A 19552-nucleotide genomic window follows, 5' to 3' on the forward strand; every position below is an offset into this window, starting at 1 on the left:
TGTGGGTTGATCTCCCTGACCTGTTCAGATGATCAACCGCACATCGAAGGGAAATCAAGGCGAAAACGGCAACACACGTTTGTGATGCGTCTGGTCGTACGCCTTCACGATAATCCCATAGGCTTCGTCGCCCACCGGCTCACCGTGGAGGAACGCGTCGATCTGCTGGTAGCTCACGCCATGGGCGTCTTCGTCCGGCTTGCCGGGCCGCAGTTCTTCGAGGTCGGCCGTTGGCACTTTCATCACCAGATTGTCCGGTGCCCCCAGCCGGCGGGCGATGGCACGAACCTGGTTTTTCACCAGCCCGCTGAGCGGCGCCAGGTCGCACGCCCCATCACCGAACTTGGTGAAGAACCCCATGACGGCCTCGGCGGCATGGTCCGTGCCGATCACCAGGCCATTGTTGGCATTGGCGATGGTGTACTGCGCGACCATGCGGATCCGTGCCTTGACGTTGCCCATGACGAAGTCGCGACGGGCATCGCTCAGACCGTGCAGTTGTGCTGTCTGCTGGGCAAGGCCTTGCACGGCATCGGCGATGTTCACCGTTTCTTCGACATCCGCCTTGATGAAGCGCAACGAGGCGGCAGCGTCGTCCTCGTCGTGCTGGACGTTGTAGGGCAGGCGCACTGCGATGAATCGGTAGTCAGGGTCGCCGCTGCTCTCGCGCAGTTCCTCGATGGCCACCTGTGCCAGGCGCCCGGCCGTGAGCGAGTCGACGCCGCCGCTGATGCCCAGTACCAGAACCTTCAAGCCGGCCGTGGTCAGACACTGCTTGATGAACGCCTTGCGGCGTTCCATTTCCTGGTCGATGGCGTGGTCATCGGCGAACGGCGGGATCACGGCCAGGGCGGCTGCGATTTCGCTTTGGCGGTTGCTCATGGGCGGACTCCTTGAAGTGGGGGGCGAGCGCGATAGGGCGAAAGCTTACATCACTTCTGATGCTTCTTGACCCACGTCTCCATCTGATCGATTTCCGCCTGCTGGGCTTTGATGATGTCCTCGGCCAGCTTGCGCATCTCAGCGTCCTTGCCGTATTTCAACTCGATCCTGGCCATGTCCAGTGCGGCCTTGTGGTGGGCCAGCATGCCTTTGGCGAAAGCGACGTCGGCGTCGGTTTCCATGCCGCCTTCGTGCATGGATTTCTGCATGGTCTCCATGCTCATCATGTACTCGTGCTGCATTGGGGTCATGTCGCTGTTGCTGTGCGACATTTCGGCGGCAAAGGCTGGGGCGGCCATACAGGCCAGGAGCAGGGCAGCGGTGGTTTTCATGGTAGTGACCAATCCGAGAGTGGGTTCGAGGGGTTGACGGGTAACCGTGGGGAAGGTTCCACGTGCGGTGTTTCGGGATGTGCGAGAACAGCGTCCGCGCGCCGAGCACAAAAAAGCCCGCTTCACGTTACCGTGAGGCGGGCTTCAGGGTCTAGCCGCCGCTTACTGGCAAGCTTCGCAATCCGGCTCGTCGATTGCACAGGCCTTTGGCACAGGAGCCGGGCCGGCTGGCGCGGCCTGCATCGGGGCGCTGTTGCCGCCACTCGACACTGCATTGAGGTTGCTGGTGCTGATGGTCGACTTCTCGGTGCTGGTCGCGGCCAGGGCACGGAGGTAGTAGGTGGTCTTCAGGCCACGGTACCAGGCCATGCGGTAGGTCACGTCGAGCTTCTTGCCCGAAGCGCCGGCGATGTACAGGTTCAGCGACTGGGCCTGGTCGATCCACTTCTGGCGACGGCTGGCTGCGTCGACGATCCACTTGGTGTCCACTTCGAACGCGGTCGCATAGAGGTCTTTCAATTCCTGCGGGATGCGTTCGATCTGCTGTACCGAGCCGTCGTAGTACTTCAGGTCGTTGATCATGACCGAGTCCCACAGGCCGCGCTCTTTCAGGTCGCGAACCAGGTAGGGGTTGATCACGGTGAACTCGCCCGACAGGTTCGATTTCACGTACAGGTTCTGGTAGGTCGGCTCGATCGACTGCGACACGCCGGTGATGTTGGCGATGGTCGCGGTCGGTGCGATGGCCATGATGTTCGAGTTGCGAATGCCTTTCTGCACGCGGGCACGGACCGGCGCCCAGTCCAGCGATTCGTTGAGGTCGACATCGATGTACTTCTGGCCACGGGCCTCGATCAGGATCTGTTGCGAATCCAGCGGCAGGATGCCCTTGGACCACAGCGAGCCCTGGAACGTCTCGTAGGCGCCACGCTCGTCGGCCAGGTCGCACGACGCCTGGATGGCGTAGTAGCTGACCGCTTCCATCGACTTGTCGGCGAACTCGACGGCGGCATCGGAACCGTACGGGATGTGCTGTTTGTACAGCGCATCCTGGAAGCCCATGATGCCCAGGCCGACCGGGCGGTGCTTGAAGTTGGAGTTGCGCGCCTGCGGCACCGAGTAGTAGTTGATGTCGATCACGTTGTCGAGCATGCGCACGGCGGTGTTGATGGTGCGCTCGAGCTTGGCGGTGTCCAGCTTGCCGTCGGCAATGTGGTTCGGCAGGTTGATCGAGCCCAGGTTGCAGACCGCGATTTCATCCTTGTTGGTGTTCAGGGTGATCTCGGTGCACAGGTTCGAGCTGTGGACCACACCCACGTGCTGCTGCGGCGAGCGCAGGTTGCACGGATCCTTGAAGGTCAGCCACGGGTGGCCGGTTTCGAACAGCATCGAGAGCATCTTGCGCCACAGGTCTTTGGCCTGGACGGTCTTGAATACCTTGATCTTGTTGTACTCGGTCAGCGCTTCGTAGTACTCGTAGCGCTCCTCGAAGGCCTTGCCGGTCAGGTCGTGCAGGTCCGGTACTTCGTTGGGCGAGAACAGGGTCCACTTGCCGTCGTCGAAGACGCGCTTCATGAACAGGTCGGGGATCCAGTTGGCGGTGTTCATGTCGTGGGTACGACGACGATCATCACCGGTGTTCTTGCGCAGCTCGATGAATTCTTCGATGTCCAGGTGCCAGGTTTCCAGGTACGCGCAGACCGCGCCCTTGCGCTTGCCGCCCTGGTTCACTGCCACGGCGGTGTCGTTGACGACCTTCAGGAAAGGTACGACGCCCTGGGATTTACCGTTGGTGCCCTTGATGTACGAGCCCAGCGCGCGCACTGGCGTCCAGTCGTTGCCCAGGCCGCCGGCGAATTTGGACAGCATGGCGTTGTCGTGGATCGCGCCGTAGATGCCCGACAGGTCGTCCGGTACGGTGGTCAGGTAGCAGCTCGACAGCTGCGGACGCAAGGTGCCGGCGTTGAACAGGGTCGGGGTCGAGGCCATGTAGTCGAACGACGACAACAGGTTGTAGAACTCGATCGCACGGTCTTCCTTGTTCTTCTCTTCGATCGCCAGGCCCATGGCCACACGCATGAAGAAGATCTGCGGCAGTTCGAAACGCACGCCATCCTTGTGGATGAAGTAGCGGTCGTACAGGGTCTGCAGGCCCAGGTAGGTGAATTGCTGATCGCGCTCGTGGTTGATCGCTCGGCCCAGTTTTTCCAGGTCGAAGGTGGCCAGCACGGGGTTCAGCAATTCGAACTCGATACCCTTGGCGATGTAGGAGGGCAGCGCTTTGGCGTACAGGTCGACCATCTCGTGGTGCGTGGCGCTTTCAGCCACTTCCAGGAAGCTCAGGCCTTCGGCGCGCAAGGTGTCCATCAGCAGGCGGGCGGTGACGAACGAGTAGTTCGGCTCGCGCTCGACCAGGGTGCGCGAGGTCATCACCAGGGCGGTGTTGACGTCGGTGAGGGCCACGCCGTCGTACAGGTTCTTCAGGGTTTCTTTCTGGATCAGGCCACCGTCGACTTCGGCCAGGCCTTCGCAGGCTTCGTTGATGATGGTGTTCAGGCGGCCCATGTCCAGCGGCGCCAGGCTGCCGTCGGCCTTGGTGATGCGGATGCTGGGGTGCGCTTCGACCGGTGCATCGGCCGGAGTGCGGGTGGCGCGCTCCTTGGAGCGCTCGTTGCGGTAGATCACGTAGTCGCGCGCGACCTTCTGCTCGCCGGCGCGCATCAGGGCCAGTTCGACCTGGTCCTGGATCTCTTCGATGTGGATGGTGCCACCCGATGGCATGCGCCGCTTGAAGGTGGCGGTGACCTGTTCGGTCAGGCGCGCGACGGTGTCGTGGATGCGCGACGAGGCGGCGGCGTTGCCGCCTTCAACTGCAAGGAACGCCTTGGTGATGGCCACGGTGATCTTGTCGTCGGTGTAGCCGACCACGGTACCGTTGCGCTTGATCACGCGCAGTTGGCCTGGAGCGGTCGCGGCCAGATCCAGATTGGCATCGTTGGCCTGCGGCGCCTTGGCCGGCGAGTTCTCGCGAGTTGTGTCGGTTTGCATGGGGTGAGTATCTCCACGTTCAAAAATTTGAGCGGACGCCAATCGTTGGGTCCGTCACCGAAAAGCTGTCCGCGGAAGGCCGAGGCCTTCAGCCGGGTGTAGGAAAGAGCGGAAAATGCGGCCGTCCGCAGGTAGCGGCAGGCGGAGAATTCGTGGGCGAAAAAACTCGGGGAAAGCACGCTGCAAGGGCTTGAGTTCTTGCTTTGACTTGTGCTTGGTTTTTCAGGCGAAACCCTACATGTAGTGGTTTTGCGCGCCGGGGATACAAGATAATGCGGTCTGGGGGTCATTGCAAGGTGCCAGACTGTGGATAACATGTGGGTATTGTGTGGGTGACGGCGCTAGCCCGCGCCGTGTCTGGACTGGAGGCAAATGACCGTTTGTCCCCAGACTTTTGGTGAACCTCGCCACAGGCCCACTAGACAACTGACGCTCACCGGGCTTGGCAAGCGACGCTGTCACTTCATGGCTCGACAGGGCGGCGACATGCCGCCCTGCGAGCAGTGTCCGCCGGGCTGGCGGCGGCAGGGATCAAGCCTCGGCAGCGCGCATCGCCAGCACCTCCTCGGCCGTGTCGTTCTCGTCTTCGCTGATGCTGTACCAAGGGGTATGGCGCTGGCGGCGCAACCAGCCCGCCGCAGTCCAGGTTTCCGTCGGCCGTCCCAGGGCGTCATAGCGCTGCAGATCATGGTAGCTGTGCTCGGCATCGCGATGGCTGGCGTCATCGATATAGCGATCACTGTTGGCGAAGTACGGACGGTACACACGAATCACCTGTCCCTTGGTGTCGTACTCCACGCGCTGGCTGACCCGCCAGCGTGGATCGGCATGGGCATCCTCGGCCAGCAGCATGCCGTCACCGTCCACCTGGTGGGCCATGCCGGGCTCGACCCGCTGCTTGCTTTGCAGGTTGCGCCCGAAGCCGTCGAAGCTCTCGATGCTCATGCGTACCTGGCGCTCGGGGTCGCCGGGGTAGCGATCGGCCTGGAACGCCGCCACGCGAACCGGCTGGCGAGGATAGCTGGCCAGTGGCGCCAGAGTCTCGGCGACCGCGTCGGCCAACAGGCCTTGCTGCCATCCCTTGCGAGCGGAGGCACGCAACTGCCCACTCAGGGTCACGCGACCGGCCATTACCTGCTCGCCCAGCGCGTAGCTGTCGGTCACACCAACGGCGGGCACCTCGCCCATCCAGGCATCGCCTTCATGGATATAGGCCATGGCCCAGTCACCCAGGCCAGCGGCGTCGTCGGCAATCGCTTCGGCAATACTGCCGGCCATGGTCTGGCCCTGCAACGGTGCAAAGCCCACCGGCTCGCCCATCTCGGTGCCGAAGAAGCTGCTCAGCGACAAGCGTCCGAAGGCGTCATAGCTGGCTTGCTGGCGATTGTCGTTGGGGTCGACCACGTCCACCGGCTGCAAGTGCCGGTAGTCATACCGTGCCTGGGTAGTGCAGCCATCGGCGGCGATTACCTTCACTGGCAGCAACTGGTAGGCATCGTACTGCACGCGTGTTTCACCCATCGCGGGGCTCTGCCGGTAGGCCTGGACCTTGTAGAACGCCTGGGCGTCGCCGTAGGTGGCATACCCCTGGCGCACCGACCACAGCACGCGGTCCGGCTCTTCGGGCAGGAATGCCGGCATGGGTCGATAACCCAGTTCCACCAGCTTGGCGTCCAGCGCCTGCGGTTCCAATACCTCTTCATAGGCTTGCAGCGCTGCTTCATCCAGCTCAGCCGCCTCGGCGAAGTCGGCCAGGGCGAGGAAACTGGCGCTGCCGTCACTGCACCCTTGATAGCGTTGCATGCTCAAGGCGGTCAGGGTCCTGGGCGCGGTGTTGCCCAACAGCCCATCGTCACGCAACAGCGCTTCGTAGCCGAGCTGGTCCAGTGTCACGTCGGCCTTGGGCAACGACCAGGCGTTGCCACGTGCCCGGTAGGGCAGGTGCAAGCGCCAGTGCTGTGGGTCATCGGCCAGATGAATGGCTTGAGCGCGGCTTTCGCTGAAGTAATAGCGATGCTGGGCCGGGTCGAACGCATCTCGCCACCAGGTCTGCTCGTGTTCGTCGCTGTAGGGTGGGGTGTCGATCTCGTGCTTGCGCCGGGCATAGGCGATGCTGACTGCGTGGGTCACTGTACCGAAAGCATCGGCGCGCAATTGCACGCTGTGGCTGCATTGCGGGTCGTCGGCGATGCGCTCGTACTGGTAGCTCAGGGTTTCCAGGGTCATGGGCAGCAGGGTGGCGTAACGCTGCCGCGCGCTGCGCGGTTGCGGCAGGCGCAGGGCAGGGCGCTGTACCTGCACCGAATAAGGCACCGCCGCGCAGGCTTGACCGTCCAGGCCGAACACTTCGGTGCGCAGCACCTGACCACTGAGCGCCCGGGCCATGTCGTGGCGCAAGCCTTCGTCCTGCTCGGTGACGATGCTGTCATTGCCGGTCTGGGCATCGTGGCGCAGCAGCAGAATCGGGCCCAGTGTCCGTGCCTGCGGATCATGCTCGACGGTGCCATGCAGGACTTCATCCACTGCTCGGCCGGTGTGGTACCAGGTCTTGGTCAGCAGCACTGGCGAGGTTGGCTCGGCACTCGCCGACGGCGCTTCGGAGTCCGTGGCGATCACCAGGCCGAAGCCACGCATCTCGCGCTCGCGGCCATCGTAATGACCTCGGCGATACTGCACGCGCTGGCTCAAGGTATTGCCGGTGATCTCGTCGTGCTGGGTCTGGCCCACCACCACGTGCACCGGAAACGGCAGTTCGGCAACCGGTGTGAGCCCTGCGGCCAGCTGTTCGGCTTTTTCATCCAGCCATTCCTGAGCCGAACTGCGGTAGCAGGCCTGGGTGTCGGCGCCCATGTTGTTGTTCGACCCCACCAGCAGGTAGGGCTTGCGACCTGAATTGAAGTCCAGCTGCCAATGCTGTCCCGGCAGGTGCGGTACGCTGAGCACCAGGCTCGAACAGCCCAGCCCTTGCAGGTCGGCAACACTGACCTGCCAGCTGTTGTCGTAGCGCAGGCCCTGGGGCCAGGCCTGCAGCACCGGTTCGGCAAAGCCATTGCCGCTCTGGTTCAGGAACACCTGCGCATGCTCGCTGCTCAGGTAGATCAGGTCGGCGGCGCCGGAGCCATCCAGGTCAGCCAGGCGTACCCGCGACGCATCGAACTCACCGAAGGCAAACGGCAGGCTGGCCATCTTGAAGCTTTTGCCGAACATGCCGCGGCCCAGGTTCGGCCAGCAGCGCAGCTCGTCATGGCGGATGCGGATCAAGTGCTGCTGGCCACTGCCAAGCACGTCGCTGAACGCCACCAACTCATGCTGGCTGTTGCTGGCCAATGGCAACGCGTCGTCGGCGTGGGCAACGTCACGGGGCAGGGCAAAGCCTTTGTCGCGCGCGCTGGGGTACAGCCGCACGCTGCGGCTGCCGATCATCGCGAAATCACGCAGGCCATCGCCGACAAGGTCGGTCATTTGCCCCTCGGCGGTGAAGAACTCCAGTGGAAAGGCATCGAACGGGTGGAAACCGGACCACGCTCGATCGTTGCCCAAGGTGAAGAAACCGCTGTACCCGGGCTGGGCGACGATCCAATCCAGGCGGCCGTCGCCGGTCAGGTCGCTGAGGAACTGGCGAGCGGGCTTGCGCGCGTCCGCGACCGGTTGCCTGGGCAATTGCTGCCAAGGTGCGTAGGCCACGGCATCTGGGTCGGCCGAGTCATCGCCGCGCACCGGTTCGCGGTAGCGCCAACTGTCGTCCTGGCGGTAGAGCACGCCGGGCAGGCCCTCGCCATACAGGTCAACCAACTGATAGGTCTGGCCATCGTCGAGGCCCGGCATCGCTTCGAACCCGCGGTAACGCGCGTCTTCGAAGCGGAAATGCTCGTAGCGAAATTCCAGCGGCGGCTGTTCGACCATCTCGGTGCCTTCACAGGCCTGAGCGATGGCGGCCGTCAGCAGGCTGTAACCGTGACACTGGCGATATTCCAGCCACAAGCGGTTGACCAGCATGGGCACGCTGCCCAGTTCGTCGAACCGATGGAACATCAGCACCTGATGGCACCGCCGCAAGGTGCGCAGTTCGAAACCGTAGGCAAAGTTGGCGATGGGGTCGGGCCGCAGCGGCCAGGGCTGGCTGGCGGCGTAGGTCGGTACGCTGCCCTGCTCGATGGCGCGTTCGCCATAGTCCAGCACCAGGTCGAAATGCCAATGCTCGGGCAGGCTCGCTTCATCCCACAAATACAGCGGTGCATGGGCGGTGAAGTTGCCATAGCGCACACGGCTCAAGTAACGCTGGGCGCTGTGGTCGCGTTCATCGCCTTCAGGCAGGCCAACGCCGTCTTCGGCGCGGTACTCGTAGACGACGTGATCGCCGGTGGGCGTTACCGATTCCTCCAGCAGCCATTCGCCCACCTGCTGCGGCGCGTGGGCTGGGAAGACGCGCGCACTGGCGCGCTTGCCGTACAGGTGCAGGCCGCCATCGCTGCCATGGACCAGCCAGAACCCGGCGTCGGCATCGTCCAGCTGCCAATGCTCGATACGCGCGAAGCTGCCTTCCACTCTAGGGCAGTGGCGAGTCACTCGGTAACTGGCCCCCAGCGCCTGGCCGCGAAAGGTATGGACGGTGGTGCTGACGATGACGCCTTGGGCGTCGCGCTGTGGCAGCAGGACATCGCCGCCCGGGCCGACCATTTCGTCGTCGACGGTGTACGCCGGTACGCCTTTTTGCGTGCGCCGGGCGATGCTCTGGCGGCTCAGCCCCCAGCCCATGCCGCAGGGGCCGTTACCGGCGCCGCTGCTGTAGCTCAAGCCCAGTTGTGGGGTGGCGCCGCGGCCAGGTGAGAGTGGCAGCGCGATGCTGAACGAGGCAGCGCCGCTGGCGCCCACCGAGCCCCAGCCTTTGCCGATGCTCTGGATGGCGCCGCCGCCTTTGGGAAGTGAAGGCGTGTTGATCGCCAGTGGGGTGTCGTGGTGTGTATTCATGAGTAGGTATCACTGAAGATGGGATAGAGACCGAGCGCGTGGCCCGGTCCTTTGAATGATGAGTCGCCTTGTTTGCGAGCCTTCTGCCCGCGAAAGCGACCGCCCGAACTACGCCGACTTCGCCGTGTAGCTAACCCGCACGATCACATCGCTCAACGCCGCCAACAGCTCGGGCGTGGAGCGGGTGAAACGCAGGTTCCAGGTCGACACCGCCCCTGTGCCCTCGAACGGCAGGTAGCGCTCGTCGTCGAAGTTCAGGGTGAACATGCCGTCGTCGTCGACGCCGCTGGACAGGGCGATCTGTTGGCTGGCGCGCATGTTTTCCCAGACGTTGGCACCCACCGTGTCGGCCATTTCCACCTTGCTGTAGGTTTGCGTAAGCACGGCCGCCAGGTCCTCGTAAGGGCCCAGCACCGCTGGCAAGGTCACGCTGAAGCGCTTGATGCGGCGCAGGTACTGGCCGGGGTAGTCGTTGTCGAAGAGGCCCTGTTCCAGCTTGATTTCCAGCCCACCGGTCTTGCCCAGGTCCTCGACGATGATCGCCCACGGCTTGGCCTCGGTTTCCTGCAGACGGCGCACAGATACGGTCTTGGTGATCTCCAGCGAGCGCGCATTGCGTTGCAGATAGGCCGCTTCCATCTTCATCAGGTTGAGCTTTAGCGACTCACCGGCGGTAAGGCCGCGGTAGCTGTCCTTCCAGGCACCCGGCTGAATGAAGCGGGTCTTCAAGTCGGCGATCTCGTACTGCCAGCACGCTTCGGCCGCCAGGCACAGCGACAAGGTGGTGTCGTAGGCCTGGTAGTAAAACGTGGCGAACTGACCGTTGAGCCATTGGTACAGCTGGGCATTGGTGAAGCGTTTGTTGAGGAACTGATAGGTGGTAGCCGCTTGGTCAACCATCAGTTCGGTCTGACGCAGTTGCTCGGCGGTGACCTTGGCCTGCTCGTCGTGCACCGCCAGCTGCGCATCGATCTGCTCGATCTCGCGTTTGGCCTGGTCTTCGGCGTGCATCCATTCCTGATGGCGACGACGGTATTGCTCGGTGCGGTCCAGTGCTTCGGCTGCACCATGGAACGCGGTGGCCATGCCCTGCGCCACGGCGGTGGCAATACCGGTGACGCCTTCCAGGCGCCAGCCGCCGGTGGTGGCGCCGACGATTGCGCCACCGGCCATGCCGGCGATCACGCCGCCCACTGCACCGACCTGGTTGGGCGCTACCTTAAGGCCCTCGCCGATGGCCTGGGAGACGAAACCCACCCCTTCGGCGACTCGACCTTGCAGGTGCAAGGCGCCGGCAGATACTTCGCCGGCGCTCACGACTTCAGAAGCCAGGGTGGCGTAATGGCTCAAGCGGTTTTCAGCGATTGCACGACTGGCCAACAGCGCCTTGCGGCCTTCGGCCTCCACACCCTGAACCAGCTGCTGCAGGACGATGGCCTGCTTGGCCATGTCCCAGGCTTGCTGCTGTTGCATTTCCTGCAGTTGAGCGTTGTCCTTGCGTTCGAGCAGCGACAGCAGCGTACTGCCGAACTGGATCAGGTTTTCCACTGCAGCACTGGCACGGTTGTGCATGACGCTGAAGCGGTAGTGCGGGATTTCCTGGCCGAGCAATCGACCGCTACCGCCCCCGGCGGCTGCAGAGCCGAACGCCGACATCAGCGCGCGTGGATCCAGCGGTGCGGCGAACAGTGGCAACTGCAGCGGCTTGCCGTCCAGGGTGCGGTTATGCCGCAGGTTGCGCAGCCGCGCTTCGGCGGTGTCCCAGTTCTGCACCAGTTCGCGGTTCAGGGCCACGCGGAAATGCGGGCTGTCGAGTTCGGCCAGCGATGGGTCGACCGCGAAAGGCATGAGCGCCAGCGGCGGCTGCTGGAAGATGATGAGTGACCGACCGTCGTTCTCGGCGGCACTTTCGGCGACCAGACGCTCCTGCTCGATCAGACGTTGCTCGAACGCGCGCAGCCCGCCACTGACCGAATCCGACAGCTTTTTCAGCGTCAGCGGCTTCCAGCCACTGACCAGGCGCTTGTCCGGACGCGGGCCCAACAGGTCCAGCACGCGCACATACCAAAGCTTGGCTTCGTTCAACGCATCCGGCGTCAACTGGCGATACGCTGCATCGCCGCGGTCCAGCAGGTTGCGAACGAAGTGGCTGTACACCGCCTTGCGGTAGTGCACCGGGTTGTCGCTGGCGATGCCGTCCGGATCGATCGGCGCGCGGGTGGCACGCTCGCGGCTCAGGTCGTCCACCAGCGGGCGCACGTTCCAGTAGTCGGGACGGCCGCTGCTGTCGGCGCGTCGGCTCGGGTCGAAGATGAAGCTGAGCCAGTGCTCGGCTTCGCTGAACTGTTGCTCGGTGTTCAGGCGGTGGCTGATAAGGAACGGCAGGTGGAAGAACAGCTCCCAGAAGTACAGGCCGTTGGCGCCTTTGAAGTCCATGGGCGGCTGAGCGGCGGCGCTTCCCAATGCCGGTTCCGGAAGTAGCTGGGTTTCCCAGGACAGCAGATTTTCCAGAGCAATGTTGGCACGTTCGATCAAGTTTCGGGCGAACAAGGTGTTCAACCGGATCGGTTGGCGATCGGCATTGTTTTGGTCATTCTTGCTAATGGTCGAGCAGGAAAAATCAATGAACTCAGCCACCCCAAGTGTAGGATTGACGGAAGTCGTAATCTTCGGGGCGAGGAGTGAGTCGCCCTCTCCATTGCGAACAAGTTCGATCTCCGTCGCTTTCAGGGCATGACCAATGGCGGTCCTACTTCCATATGCATTGACGTCATCAATATAAACTCCGTGCAGAAGCGTGAATTTCTTACCTGCATCTGGCCACGTGGAATACCACCCCGGGCGTAAGGTGTCTGGGTCCACGGCGATCTGAATACGAGCCTTGTCGACACCGGGCTTTAGTTCAGCCTTAGCCACGCCATCTATTATATTCCATCGACCGTTCAGGATGTTGGTGGGCGTTGGGTCGGCAACATCTTTGGAAAATGCAAAAAATTGACGGTAGTTGAGCGTACCGGTGAACCTCCACGCTTGGATATTGGGGATTCGTAGAAATTCTGGTTCCGACCAATTATAGATATTCAAGTCGATACTCGACTCGCCGGCTTCCAGGCTGTGAATCAGTGCCACGGAAAGCCTTTTGCCGGATAAGTCTATGGCATTCATAGAGCTGTCTCGAGTTGGGAGGCTGACGTAAGGTATAAAGTCATAATCCACCAGGCAGTTATTCATGCCATTGATCTGAAAATGAAAAGACTGTTGTGCGGTTTTTTTGAACATGTCATGGGTGGTGTAAATGAATGAATCTCGCAATAGCGTTACATAATTAGCCTCGGGATCAGGGCGGTCATATAGTAGTGTTAGGCTTATTTGGTCATTTGGCCCTGCATGATTCAAGACTATTGCTCGTTGCGTTACCTCGAACGCAGTCGATATATTTGTCTCGACTGACAGCTTCATCGAGGCCTGATCAAGCGTAATTCCGTTGCTCGGCGTCACATCCGCGATACGACTTTGCCAGCCGGAGTAGTTCCATCCTGTCACCGTCTGAGTTCCGCTGTGCGGTGAATGAGAGCGTCCGACCAACCTAATCGACGCCCCTAGTACGGGGAATTGGAGCGCCCCACGGTTGTGTTGGGCGAATAGTATGCCGATACGAAGTACGTCCAGACGTTTATCGCTTGGTGTTGTTTTGCGGGTGTCTACTCGGCCCTCCGAGGGGAACAGGGATTTCGCGTTGAAGTTTTTGTCGATTTCCAGTGTTCTTAGCAATTTGTATTTATCAGATGATCCATCCGTACTTGTTGGCACATGTGTATAACCTGCATAGACCGCCAGAAAAAGTGACTCCGGGCTGGTGCTTACATCTGTGACGGCGATTGTGTTGATATCGTTCAGTGACGCCAGGTTAAGTGTCGAGAGGTCAAAATCCACATCTATATAACATTGGGGCGCACTCCAGCTATCGTCATACTTTTTGTACGTTAGGTTTAGCCGCAGTCGCTTTGTTGCTTTGGGTTTCGAGTCGGTGAAAGGTTGGTCTGGGTAAATGCCGTCGGCGTTTGACGATGGGGCTTCCAAGTCGCCACTGTTCGCAGAGTCCGTGCTGTCAGCGGCCTCTACCCACGCAACGAACAGACGGTTGTTGAAATAGACCGGGCGAATGGTTTGCTCGATGGCAGAGTCTGAAATCGGCAGGGTGGCCCGTTTCCAGTCCGACCAAGCCCCTGGGTTCGGATTGTCCACCTTCGGCCCTTGAGTACCACTGACGTAGGTACGTTCGGCCATGTTCACCGAGCGCCAGTAGTAGGCGCCCTCGGCGCGGGACTTGCCGATGAAGTAGTAGGTGGACTCCTTGAAGTCCGTGCCGGCGATGTAACCGTTGATGATGCTCAGATTGGCCACTTCCTCGAAGCTGGCCAGGTAGTTCTGCACCGCCTCCTGAGTAGTGTCCAAACTTATGCGGTTCTGATTGATGTCGTTCTCGAGCTGCTGGAAATAGCTGGATTTCTTCATCCGCAGCGACGGATCGATGTACAGCGAGGGGTACCAGGCCAACTGTTGGTTGGCCGCCCACAGTGGGTACTGACTACGCTGGTCGCGCCATTCGCCGAGCAGCGCTTCGCTGAAGCGTACGTCGTTGTAACCCGGCTCCATGCCCAGCAGCGCGCCGTTGATGTACTGCTGCAGACTGGCGATGGCACTGGCTACGGGGCTGGTTTCCACGGCCTGGGTGACCTGGGTGTCCAGCAGCAGGTATTCGTACAGGTCGTTTTCGGTTTTCAGTTTATTGGCCAGGCCAAGGTCGGCCAGAGTGGCGTCGTTGGGCACGACTTCGCCCAGGTAGTAGGCGACGAGGGCGTCGCGAAAGCTTTCGTTGAGTGTGGCTGCGATGGTCATGCAATGAGTTCCGTTATTGAGGATGTATGGATGGGTGTCAGGCCCGGCCCTCTGCCCGCGAAGGGGCCGGCCTGGACACCCAGTGAATCAGCGGTTTACAGCCGCCATGGCCGCCTGGCCCACCGCTTGCCAGTCAGCTTCGGGGCTGTTGGCATGCAGGGAACAGGCTTTGAGCAGGGTCGCGGCGTTGAGGCCGGTTTCCAGCGAAAGGGCCTGTGCGCGGCGCACCCAGTCGATATGGGCAACGGTCTTGGCGGTTTGCTGAGGCAGCAGCGCGGTGAGCACCGCCACCTCCCTTTCGCTCCAGCCCAGCAAGCTCGCCAGTGCGGCATTGCAGGTTTGCGACTGGACCGCCAGTTGGCGTTTGCCGGGGCGTCTGGATACCAATGCATTGGCTTGCTGCACGTAACCGAGCAGGCGCTCTTCCGGCTGCCCCAAGGTGTTGAACAGGCTGTCGTAGGCCTTGAGCAGGTGCAGCGTGTTCAAGGACAACGGCCACAGGCTGTCGCACCCCAGCCACGCCGGGTTGACGACGAAGGTGCGCAATGCTGCGGTGCCAACCTTGGCCCAGCTGACAGCGCGTGCGCAGGTGCCGATCTGGCGCAGGTCGGCCAGAACCGCACTCACTTTGGCGGCATCGGGCTCGGCGTTTATTGGCCAGGCCTGGAAGGTGCGTTCGAGCAGGCGGTAAGGTGAAACATCGGCGCACTGGGCGACCCACACCGCCAATTCCGGCAGGAGCGTGGTGTGTTCCTGCAGCAGGCCTTCCACGAGCCTCTGCTGCCGGCTGAGGGCGTTGGCCAGATATGTATTCAGCGTGTCTTCGGCGATCTGGACGTCATTGGCGGCCAGCCCCAGCGCGGCGACCAGGGAGCGAACCTTTTCTGCCAGCTGCTGCTGATCGGTGTCGGTCAGCGTTGGTTGAAGCGCCTTCACCAGCCCAGCCGCATCGATAATGGCTGAGGTCCCTTTGCCCAGTTCCATGTGCCAGTCGATGGCCGCGCCGGTGGCTTTGTTGGGTAGACCGAGGGCGGAAACCGTAGCGGCGTTCACGGTCGAGGCGCGGCCCTCATCGGCCATCTGCTGCAGGCGCTCGAGCAGGGCGTTGCCTGGCTCCTGTGCAGCGTCCGTGCTCAACAAGGCGAGTAGCCCGGTGACCGTGAGTTTATTGGCCTTGAGCCAGCGCACGGCCCAGTCCAGTTCCATCAGGATGTCGAGGATGTCCTTGCCAGCGGAGTCCAGCGCTTTCAAGCGACCGCTGGCAATCGACCCGCGATAGGCGCTGCCACCCAGCAAGGTCGTCAGCTCCCAGAACTCGCTGGCCGAGAGACCGAACATCTGCGCGATACGGGCTTGGCGGTAAAGCGAGGACACCACTGCCAGCGAGCGTTTCAATGGCGTCACGGCAGTCAGGGTGTCGGCGACCAAGCGTTCGAACTCTTGGCCTGGTTGAACGCCCAGGCTTGCGCAGAGTTGCGCGACGGTTTTCTGGTGCAGTGGATCAGAGGAGTTCAGGTTGAAACCACCGTCATCAATCACCAAAGGCCTATCGAAGAGCACGGGTGTATTGAATACTTTGTCCAGAAGCGGTGTTTGCCCGGTAATGGCATAGGGGCTGACGTGGTAGACGAAGGCGGCGAAGGCGTCGACGTCGATGCCGTAATGGCGATTAAAAAAGCGGAACGTGCCCAAGGTTCTGAGTGTATTGAGGTTGATCTGCTGGTCGAGGTTCGCGTCGCCTTCTGAACGGATCGCGCTGATAAGTAACGTATCCAATTGATCAAATGTCAGCCCCACGTTTCTCTGCAGGCGGACCATCCGTTGCAGACGGTCCCAGCGTTCCAGACTTGTGTTGGTAAGATGCCAGCTCCCGTTCCCTTCCATTTGGGTCAAACCGATGGTGTTATCGTGGTAGTTGTAATTCACAGTGCCTGAGTCGAGGCCACCCATGCCGTTCACATAGCACGCACCGAAATGGTTGGATCGGGGAAATGGTTTGAGGCTGCTGGAGCCATGGACCACGCGATTGGCGGTACGGTAGTTCGGAGAACCGACCGGGGCATAGCGGTTGACTGCCAACAGGTGCTCCACTTCCTTAGCCTCGAGCGAAGTGGAGTTGGTAAAGGTATTCAACGCCGTGAGCGGATTGAACGAGGTGTGGGTAAAGGACAGGCCAAAGTGTTCCTGGAAGAACAGGACCTGTTCTGGTGTTAGCGCATAATCATCTTCAGGCGTAAAGGTAACTTTCCATTGTGCAACGACTTTTGTTTGATGGCGTGAGGTTTCCAGATTCCTAACTGCTCTTCCCTCTACAATCACCGTACATTGATAACCTGCGGCGTCCTGGAGGCTGGGCGCATCACCGAGATAGCGCAACTGCAAGGCTTTGCTGTTGCTACCCGAGGTTATCACGTGATGATTCATTACTCGGAAATAGGCAGCGGGCCCATCCTGCGAGTACAGATGCAGTATCAACTGTTTATCAGGTTTGCCAGGTTGACTGAACACCAATGCGGCGATTGTGGGATCAGTGCCCTGGCTCTGAATAAGCTCAGTAGCAGGAGGCGTGACATTACTGATCCCTGACTGGTCGCGAAGCAGAAAGCCTGAGGAGCCCACAGGCAAGTGTCGAAGAGCTTCCAGCCCAGGTAGATAGAGTCTTTTGTCATCCAGCAACCGACTGAGCCCTACATACGCATGGCTAAATAAAGAAGGCGCTTGAACCATTTTCTGCAATACCGGGTTCAAGCCAGTTAGGGCGACCTGTGCCAGATTTGTCCAGGCGTTAGTGCGAGCAAGGTTGTCGTTGAGCTTATAGTTCAACTCCCCCAGCGTCGGCTTTTCACCGCTCAACGCCAAGCTCACCTGCTGATGCGCAAAGTGATAGGGAAACACGAACGGGTGTTTCTTCTCGGCCAGCAGTTGATGAATCGGCCGGGCGTCGCCTTTCTGCGTCTGGTATTTGGCAATGCCCTGGCTTAGTACATCGTTCACCAGGTCCAGCATCGGGCGGCTCTGATAGGTGCTCTGCTCGTCGATCACCAGGCTGTCCAGATCCGGCCGGCGCACCGCCAGCGGTATCCGCAGTGGCGATGTGGACGCGCCTTCGATCTTCTGCTGGGCAAAGCGGCGCAACGAGCCCAGGTAGGCCACCGGGCCGTCCATGGCTTCGATGGCGCCGACCTTGCAGAACTGGTCCCAGTTTTCCTTGAACAGGTTGGGGTAGCTCGGGCCGATGTTGACCAGTGCACGCACGCCGGTCTGTGGGGCGATCAGTGGCAGGTTGCGGCCTGAGGACACGGCGTCTTCACGATAGGAGCGGGCGATCTGAGTGGCGTAGCACAGGGCATTGTTGTAGGCCAGGTCGCCATCGGCATCGCTGAGGGTGCGTAGCTGACGGGTGAACTCGGCCTTGGGTTGGCGAATGATGTCGAACACCGAGCTCATGCCCATTTCCGGCATCGCGTCGGTGAAGCTCATTCTGCCCGGCAGGCGATTTACCGGGGTGAGCGGAACCAGGTTGTCGAACAGCGGGTTGGGTGTTGGATCCGCCAGCTCGGGCAGCTCGACCTCGGGAGGCAGGTGGTCGCCGTCGTCGAAAACTGGGTCGGGGAGTTCAGGTGTGTTCATGGTGTGCCTCGCTCAAGGGGGTAATCAGGGCCGACTTTTTAGCGGGCCTGCCGAGAGCGGGGTATCCACAGAACTGATAGGTAGGCAAAGCGTGGCCACGCGGTTAGGGTCGCCAGTCCAGCTGAATCCGGCTCATGAACGCAAAAAGCCCGGCACAGGGCCGGGCTTCTCGGTTCAGCACGAAACGCTTACTGCACTTCCACCGCCAGGCTTTCGGCGATCCTGGCTTGCCAGATGGCCGGCCCGGTGATGTGCACCGACTCACCCTTGCTGTCGACGGCGACGGTGACCGGCATGTCCTTGACGTCGAACTCGTAGATCGCTTCCATGCCCAGTTCTTCGAAGGCCACCACGCGCGACTTCTTGATCGCCTGGGCCACCAGGTAGGCGGCGCCACCCACGGCCATCAGGTACACGGCCTTGTGGTCCTTGATCGCCTCGATGGCGCTTGGGCCGCGCTCGGACTTGCCGATCATGCCCAGCAGGCCGGTCTGGTCGAGGATCTGCCGGGTGAACTTGTCCATCCGCGTGGCGGTGGTCGGGCCGGCAGGGCCTACCACTTCTTCGCGGACCGGATCGACCGGGCCGACGTAGTAGATGAAGCGGCCCTTGAGGTCGACCGGCAGGGTTTCACCCCTGTTCAGCATCTCGACCATGCGCTTGTGCGCAGCATCGCGGCCGGTGAGCATCTTGCCATTGAGCAGGACGGTCTCGCCGGGCTGCCAGCTTTGCACCTCTTCGGGCGTCAGCGTGTCGAGATTGACCCGGCGCGCCGACGGGCCGGCTTCCCAGACGATTTCCGGGTAAGCGTCCAGGTCCGGCGCTTCGAGTTCAGCCGGGCCGGAGCCGTCGAGCACGAAGTGGGCGTGGCGAGTGGCGGCGCAGTTGGGGATCATGCACACCGGCAGCGACGCAGCGTGGGTCGGGTAGTCCATGATCTTGACGTCGAGCACGGTGGTCAGGCCGCCGAGGCCCTGGGCGCCGATGCCCAGCTGGTTGACTTTCTCGAACAGCTCCAGGCGGATCTCCTCGATGCGGTTCTGTGGGCCACGTGCCTTGAGCTCATGGATGTCGATGGACTCCATCAGCACTTCCTTGGCCATCACCGCAGCCTTTTCGGCCGTGCCGCCGATACCGATGCCGAGCATGCCGGGCGGGCACCAGCCGGCGCCCATGGTTGGCACGGTCTTGAGGACCCAGTCGACGATCGAGTCGGACGGGTTGAGCATGGCCATCTTCGACTTGTTCTCGGAGCCACCGCCCTTGGCGGCCACATCCACTTCCACGGTGTTGCCGGGAACGATGGAGTAGTGGATCACGGCCGGCGTGTTGTCCTTGGTGTTGCGGCGAGCGCCAGCCGGGTCGGCCAGGATGGACGCGCGCAGCACGTTCTCCGGCAGGTTGTAGGCGCGGCGCACGCCCTCGTTGATCATGTCGTCCAGGCTCATGGTGGCGCCGTCCCAGCGCACATCCATGCCTACCCGCACGAACACGGTGACGATGCCGGTGTCCTGGCAGATCGGCCGATGGCCGGTGGCGCACATGCGCGAGTTGATCAGGATCTGGGCGATGGAGTCGCGCGCCGCCGGGGATTCTTCACGCAGGTAGGCCTGGTGCATGGCCTGAATGAAATCCACGGGGTGGTAATAGGAAATGAATTGCAGGGCGTCGGCGACGCTCTGAATCAGGTCGTCTTGTTTGATCACGGTCATGGGGCGCGCTCCTCTTGTGGG

General features: G+C 61.6%; 7 protein-coding genes. All 7 read right to left on the reverse strand.

What is annotated here, in order from left to right; all coding sequences use genetic code 11:
* Window positions 1-54: 54 nt before the first annotated feature.
* Window positions 55-882, reverse strand: coding sequence for an ammonia-dependent NAD(+) synthetase (gene nadE, locus ONG87_RS05110; RefSeq protein WP_192103936.1), 828 nt, complete (start codon window positions 880-882; stop codon window positions 55-57).
* A gap of 50 nt (window positions 883-932) precedes the next feature.
* A complete protein-coding gene (locus tag ONG87_RS05115) occupies window positions 933-1274 on the reverse strand; it encodes a DUF305 domain-containing protein (protein ID WP_122479352.1) in 342 nt (113 codons plus the stop codon).
* 162 nt (window positions 1275-1436) lie between these two features.
* Window positions 1437-4322, reverse strand: a complete 2886-nt coding sequence (locus ONG87_RS05120; protein ID WP_122479351.1) for a ribonucleoside-diphosphate reductase subunit alpha — start codon at window positions 4320-4322, stop codon at window positions 1437-1439.
* Between the two features lie 531 nt (window positions 4323-4853).
* Complete coding sequence (locus ONG87_RS05125; protein WP_264382332.1) at window positions 4854-9290, reverse strand: SpvB/TcaC N-terminal domain-containing protein; 4437 nt, start codon at window positions 9288-9290, stop codon at window positions 4854-4856.
* Window positions 9291-9398: 108 nt separating this feature from the next.
* The gene (locus ONG87_RS05130) at window positions 9399-14189 is read right to left on the reverse strand and encodes a neuraminidase-like domain-containing protein (RefSeq protein WP_264382333.1); all 4791 of its coding nucleotides are present in this window, start codon (window positions 14187-14189) and stop codon (window positions 9399-9401) included.
* 87 nt (window positions 14190-14276) lie between these two features.
* Window positions 14277-17819, reverse strand: coding sequence for a Tc toxin subunit A (locus ONG87_RS05135; protein ID WP_264382334.1), 3543 nt, complete (start codon window positions 17817-17819; stop codon window positions 14277-14279).
* Window positions 17820-18007: 188 nt separating this feature from the next.
* The gene (locus ONG87_RS05140) at window positions 18008-19531 is read right to left on the reverse strand and encodes a fumarate hydratase (protein ID WP_264382335.1); all 1524 of its coding nucleotides are present in this window, start codon (window positions 19529-19531) and stop codon (window positions 18008-18010) included.
* Between the last annotated feature and the right edge of the window lie 21 nt (window positions 19532-19552).

The organism is Pseudomonas sp. MM227 (genome assembly GCF_947090715.1).
Lineage (GTDB): Bacteria > Pseudomonadota > Gammaproteobacteria > Pseudomonadales > Pseudomonadaceae > Aquipseudomonas > Aquipseudomonas baltica.